This is a genomic window from Streptomyces phytophilus (assembly GCF_013870535.1).
Lineage (GTDB): Bacteria > Actinomycetota > Actinomycetes > Streptomycetales > Streptomycetaceae > Streptomyces > Streptomyces phytophilus.
The window spans coordinates 1-5,033 of sequence record NZ_JACBXC010000372.1; the positions used below are offsets into that span (position 1 = coordinate 1).

Here is a 5,033-nt window from a genome sequence, read left to right on the forward strand (position 1 = left end):
GCGCCGCCGCGGACGGCAGCGGGCGCGGCAGGACGGCCTGCGCCGGCGGGGCGGCCTCCTCGGCGCGGCGCTGCCGGCGCAGCGAGCGCCGCAACGGCTCGGGATCCAGGCCCTCGTTGACCGCCTGGTGGAGCAGCCGTGCGAACAGGTACTCCGGGTCGGACTCCAGCGCGCAGCCGAAGGCGACCCTGGCCGCCGCCTCGTCGCCGCCCGACCACGCCACCCACCCGGCGAGCGACAGCGGCGCCGCGGCGTGTTCCACGTAGGCGCCGACGCAGCGGCGCGCCAGCGCCCGCCACAGCCGCAGCGCGCCCGTCGCTTCCGTCCCCTCCATCCGCTCGGCGGCGCGGTCGCGGGTGAGCCGGTCCTGGAGGCCGACGACGAGGGCCGCGCACTCGTCGTCGGTGAGGATCGCGTCGTCCCGCGCGTCGGTGTCCGCCGCCGCCTCCCCCGCGGGCGGCGGAGCCTCGGTGAGCCGGGCGATCAGCCGGTCGGTGAGCGCCAGGGTCGCCGCGCGCACGGTCTCGCGGCCGGCCTGCTCCAGGATCCGCGGCACGAGCGCGCCGCCGGCCGCGTCGAGCGCCCGCGTCTGCCGGTCCACGTCGGGGTGCCGGGGCGAGAGCCTGCCCTCGATCGCGCGCAGGGACCCGGGCCGTTGCACTCCCGCGTACGCCGCGGCGGCGGCCATGGCGGAGCTGCCGGGCGGGGCCAGCTCCGTGCCCTGCGGCGGGCAGCAGCGCTCATCCGGGCAGAGGTAGGACCAGAAGCGTCCGGCGGAGATGCACAACGCCTCCACCACCGGCACCTCCAGGCGTCCGCAGGCCACGCGGAGGTGCTGGGCGAGCGACCGCAGCCGCTCCATCACCTCCTGCGGCTGCTCCCCCGCTCCGGGGTCCTGGCAGAGGAAGACGACGATGCCGTCCGGTTTGCCGCCCCGCTTCGCGCTGCCCTCGATGAGGCACTCCGCGAGCTGCGCGGCCACGTCCGGCCAGCCGTCGCGGTCCGGCGGGATGCCGAGCCGCAGCCGGCCGCCGAACCGCCCCCGCTCCCCGTGCAGCGCGGCGAGGACGACGCTGTCGTCCGGGTGGAAACCCATCAGGTACGGCAGGGCGTCCGCCAGCTCCGCCGGGCTGCCCAGCACGACCTGCGTTTCGTTGTGCGATGTCATGGCACGAGGGTTTCGTGTCGCCGGGAGATTCGCGACCCCTGTGGATAACCTCTGACCGGGGCATGCCATCACCCTCCCGGACCTGGGGAATCCGGCCAACCCGCGGGTTGGCCGGTTCGGTTCGGGCGTAGCGCCCGGGCGGCCTCTACGGTGACGCGAGGAAGGCGACGTCCGCCGACACGAAGGGCAACGCGCCATGGCATCCGACGCGCACGACAGCAACCTCGCTCCCCCGTCGCCGGAGGAGGTCGGCTCCGCGTACGACCGGTTCGGCGCGCTGTACGACCTGACCCAGGGCACTTCCGCCATCCACGTGGGCCGCTGGTCGGCCGGCGGGACGGGCCTTCCCGCGACCACGCTCGGGGAGCTGGCCGACCGGGCGATGGACCGGCAGACCGACTACTACATCGAGGCCCTGGCGCCCGGCCCGACCGACCACGTGCTCGACATCGGCAGCGGCACGGGCGGTCCCGCCGTGCGGCTGGCGGAGCGCACCGAGGCGCGGGTCACGGGGATCACCGTCAGCGAGACGCAGGTCGCCCGCGCCCGGGAGCGGGCCGCCGCCGCGTCGCTCGCGGACCGCGTGACGTTCGCCCTCGCCGACGTGCTGGAACTCCCCTACGAGGACGCCTCGTTCGACGCGGCGTGGGCCATCGACTCCTTCGCCCACATCGCCGACCGCCTGGGCGGACTGCGCCAGGTCTGGCGCGTGCTGCCGCGCGGCGGGCGGTTGCTGATGACGGAGTTCACCCGCCGCGGCGAACCGTCGCGCGCGCAGTTGGACACGTTCCGGCAGGTCTGGACGTCGCCCCCGCCGCTGCCCCTGGCGGAGGGGGTGCGGCTGGCGTGCGAGGCGGGCTTCGAACTCGTCCGGCTGGAGAACCAGACCCACGACGTCCTCATGAACGCCGAGGTCATGACCGTCCTCTACCGGGACCATCACGACGAGATCCGGGAGCGCTACGGGCTGGAGACGACCGCGGCGATGGACGCCTCGATCCCGCTGTTCCGCACCTTCGTCCGCGACCACCTCGGCTACTTCCTCTACGTCCTGCGCAAGCCCTAGCTCTGCGCCCTGCGCGGGCCGGAGCGCGCCGCGGTCCGGGGACCGCCGTCCCGCTCCCCCGCCGTCTCAGCCGCCGGCCGCGAGGACCAGCGGCAGCACCCCCTCGGCACCCGCCCGGCGCAGCAGCCGGGCGGCGACGGCGAGGGTCCAGCCGGAGTCGGTGTGGTCGTCGACGAGCAGCACCGGTCCCGGGGCGCCGGCCAGGGCTGCGGCGAGGTCGTCGGAGACGGTGAAGGTGCCGGTCAGCGTGGCCAGCCGCTGCGCCGAGTTGCTACGGCGCACGGCGCGGCCGCCGTCCGGGTCCGCGTACGACAGGGTGCCGAGGTACGGCAGCCGCCCGACGGTCGCGATGCCCCGGGCGAGCGAGTCGACCAGCAGCGGCCGGGTCGTGGACGGCACGGCGACGACGCCCACGGGGCGCGCCAGGGCGTCCGCCCCGCCCGCCGCCCAGCCGCCCGGGGAGCGCGCCCAGTCGGCGAGGACGTCGACCGCGGCCCGCAGCACGTCGTCCGGGACAGGCGTGTCGGGGGCGTTCTGGGCGAGCAGCGGTCGCAGCCGGTTGCCCCAGCCGATGTCGGAGAGCCGCCCGAGGGCCCGGCCGGTGGCGCCCTGCTCCCCGGGCGGGATACGGCCCTTGAGGTCGATGCCGAGCGCTGCCATGCCGGTCGGCCACATGCGGCGCGGCTCGATCTCCGTCCCTGGCCGGTCCAGCTCCTTTTCCGCACCGGTCAGCGCCCCGGCCGAGACGCCCGCGTCGATCCACGCGCCCGCGCAGTTGTCGCAGCGCCCGCAGGGCGCCGCCCCCTCGTCGTCCAGCTGCCCGCGCAGGAACTCCATGCGGCAGCCCGTCGTGCTCACGTAGTCCCGCATGGCCTGCTGTTCGGCGGCGCGCTGCCGCGCCACCCAGGCGTACCGCTCGGTGTCGTACTCCCACTCCCGGCCCGTGGCCGTCCAGCCGCCCTTGACGCGCCGGACCGCCCCGTCGACGTCGAGCACCTTGAGCATCGTCTCCAGCCGCGTACGCCTGAGGTCGACGGCGGCCTCCAGGGCCGGGACGGACAGCGGGCGGCCGGCGGCCGCCAGCGTGGCGAGGGTCTGGCGGACCAGCGCTTCGGGCGGGAAGGCGGTGTCGGCGAAGTAGCGCCAGATGGCTTCGTCCTCGCGGCCGGGCAGCAGCAGGACGTCGGCGTGGTCGACGCCGCGGCCGGCGCGGCCCACCTGCTGGTAGTACGCGATCGGGGACGACGGCGAGCCGAGGTGGACGACGAAGCCGAGGTCCGGCTTGTCGAAGCCCATGCCCAGCGCGGACGTCGCGACCAGCGCCTTGACCCGGTTCGCCAGCAGGTCCTCCTCCGCCTGCAGCCGGTCGGCGTTCTCCGTGCGCCCCGTGTACGAGGCCACGGGGAAGCCGCGCTGCCGCAGGAAGGCGGCGGCCTCCTCGGCGGCGGCGACGGTGAGGGCGTAGACGATGCCGGAGCCGGGCAGCTCACCCAGGTGCTCCGCGAGCCAGGCGAGGCGGTGCGCCGCGTCGGGCAGCCGGACCACGCCGAGCCGCAGGCTCTCCCGGTCCAGCGGGCCGCGCAGCACCAGGGCCTCGCCTCCGCCGGTGCCGAGCTGCTCGGCGACGTCGGCGGTCACGCGCGCGTTCGCCGTCGCGGTCGTCGCCAGCACGGGCACGCCCTCGGGCAGGTCGGCGAGCATGGCGCGCAGCCGCCGGTAGTCGGGGCGGAAGTCGTGGCCCCAGTCGGAGATGCAGTGCGCCTCGTCGACGACGAGCAGGCCGGTCGTGGCGGCCAGCTCGGGCAGCAGCCGCTCGCGGAAGTCCACGGAGTTCAGCCGCTCGGGGCTGACGAGGAGCACGTCGGTCTCCCCGCGCTCGACCTCCTCGTGGATGGCGCCCCACTCCTCGGGGTTGGCCGAGTTGATCGTACGGGCGCGGATGCCGGCCCGCGCGGCTGCCTCGACCTGGTTGCGCATCAGCGCCAGCAGCGGCGAGACGATCACCGTGGGTCCCGCGCCGCGGCGGCGCAGCAGCGCCGTGGCCACGAAATACACCGCCGACTTGCCCCAGCCGGTGCGCTGCACCACCAGCGCGCGCCGGCGCTCGCGCACCAGGGCCGCCACGGCCTGCCACTGGTCCTCCCGCAGCCGGGCCGGGCCGCCGGGGTCGCCGACGAGCCCGGCGAGAACGGCGTCGGCTTCGGCGCGCAGCTCCTGATCGTCCATGCCCCCATGCAACCCGATGGCACCGACAGTCAGCCACCTCACGCACGGTGATTGCTGCTGAAACGCAGTTGGACACCGGTTGGACACCGGCCCGGCCACGCCCGGAGAGCGGCCCGGCAGCCACCGGAATCCGGAATACGGCGCGAGGGGGCACGGCGGCAGCCCGGAATCAGCCCCGGTATCAGCCGGATACCGGCCGGCAGCGGCCCGCGCCGCGGCCGGCCGGCGGCAGGAGAAGATGGACCTGTCGACAATGCCGCATTGCCGCAGGCCAGTTCGGCGAGGAGAATTGAGGTTCGCTCCCAGCGCCGGCCCGGTCCCCCGGGCCGCTCGACGCTGCGCGCTCACGCCCGTTCACCCCCGCCGTGCGTTCCGTACGCCCCCAGCCCTCAGGGAGGGCCCTTGGTCTTCGGCCCCGCCACCGCCGACACCGGCCCGTCCGGACGCATCCTCGAACCTGCCGAGTGGGCGGCGGCCGGCATCCCGCTCCTGCGCAACCCCCGCGAGATCGTCACCGGCCTGCACTTCCGCCACCGGCCCGCGCCGCAGACGGCGGTGATCGCCGTGCTCGAC

At 75.7% G+C, this 5,033-nt stretch carries 3 protein-coding genes; 1 reads left to right on the forward strand and 2 read right to left on the reverse strand.

Annotated features, from left to right (window positions below):
- Positions 1 to 1,168, reverse strand: a 1,168-nt coding sequence (locus H5J30_RS17195) for a DUF4192 domain-containing protein (protein WP_181788305.1), incomplete at its 3' end; no start/stop codon positions are given.
- Positions 1,169 to 1,364: 196 nt separating this feature from the next.
- Between H5J30_RS17195 and H5J30_RS17200 the strand changes: the two genes are divergently transcribed.
- Positions 1,365 to 2,234 carry an SAM-dependent methyltransferase gene (locus H5J30_RS17200; RefSeq protein ID WP_181788306.1) on the forward strand — a complete coding sequence of 290 codons (870 nt, stop codon included), beginning with the start codon at positions 1,365 to 1,367 and terminating at the stop codon, positions 2,232 to 2,234.
- Between the two features lie 66 nt (positions 2,235 to 2,300).
- Here H5J30_RS17200 and H5J30_RS17205 read toward each other — a convergent pair whose 3' ends face one another.
- A complete protein-coding gene (locus H5J30_RS17205; RefSeq protein WP_181788307.1) occupies positions 2,301 to 4,460 on the reverse strand; it encodes a RecQ family ATP-dependent DNA helicase in 2,160 nt (719 codons plus the stop codon).
- Between the last annotated feature and the right edge of the window lie 573 nt (positions 4,461 to 5,033).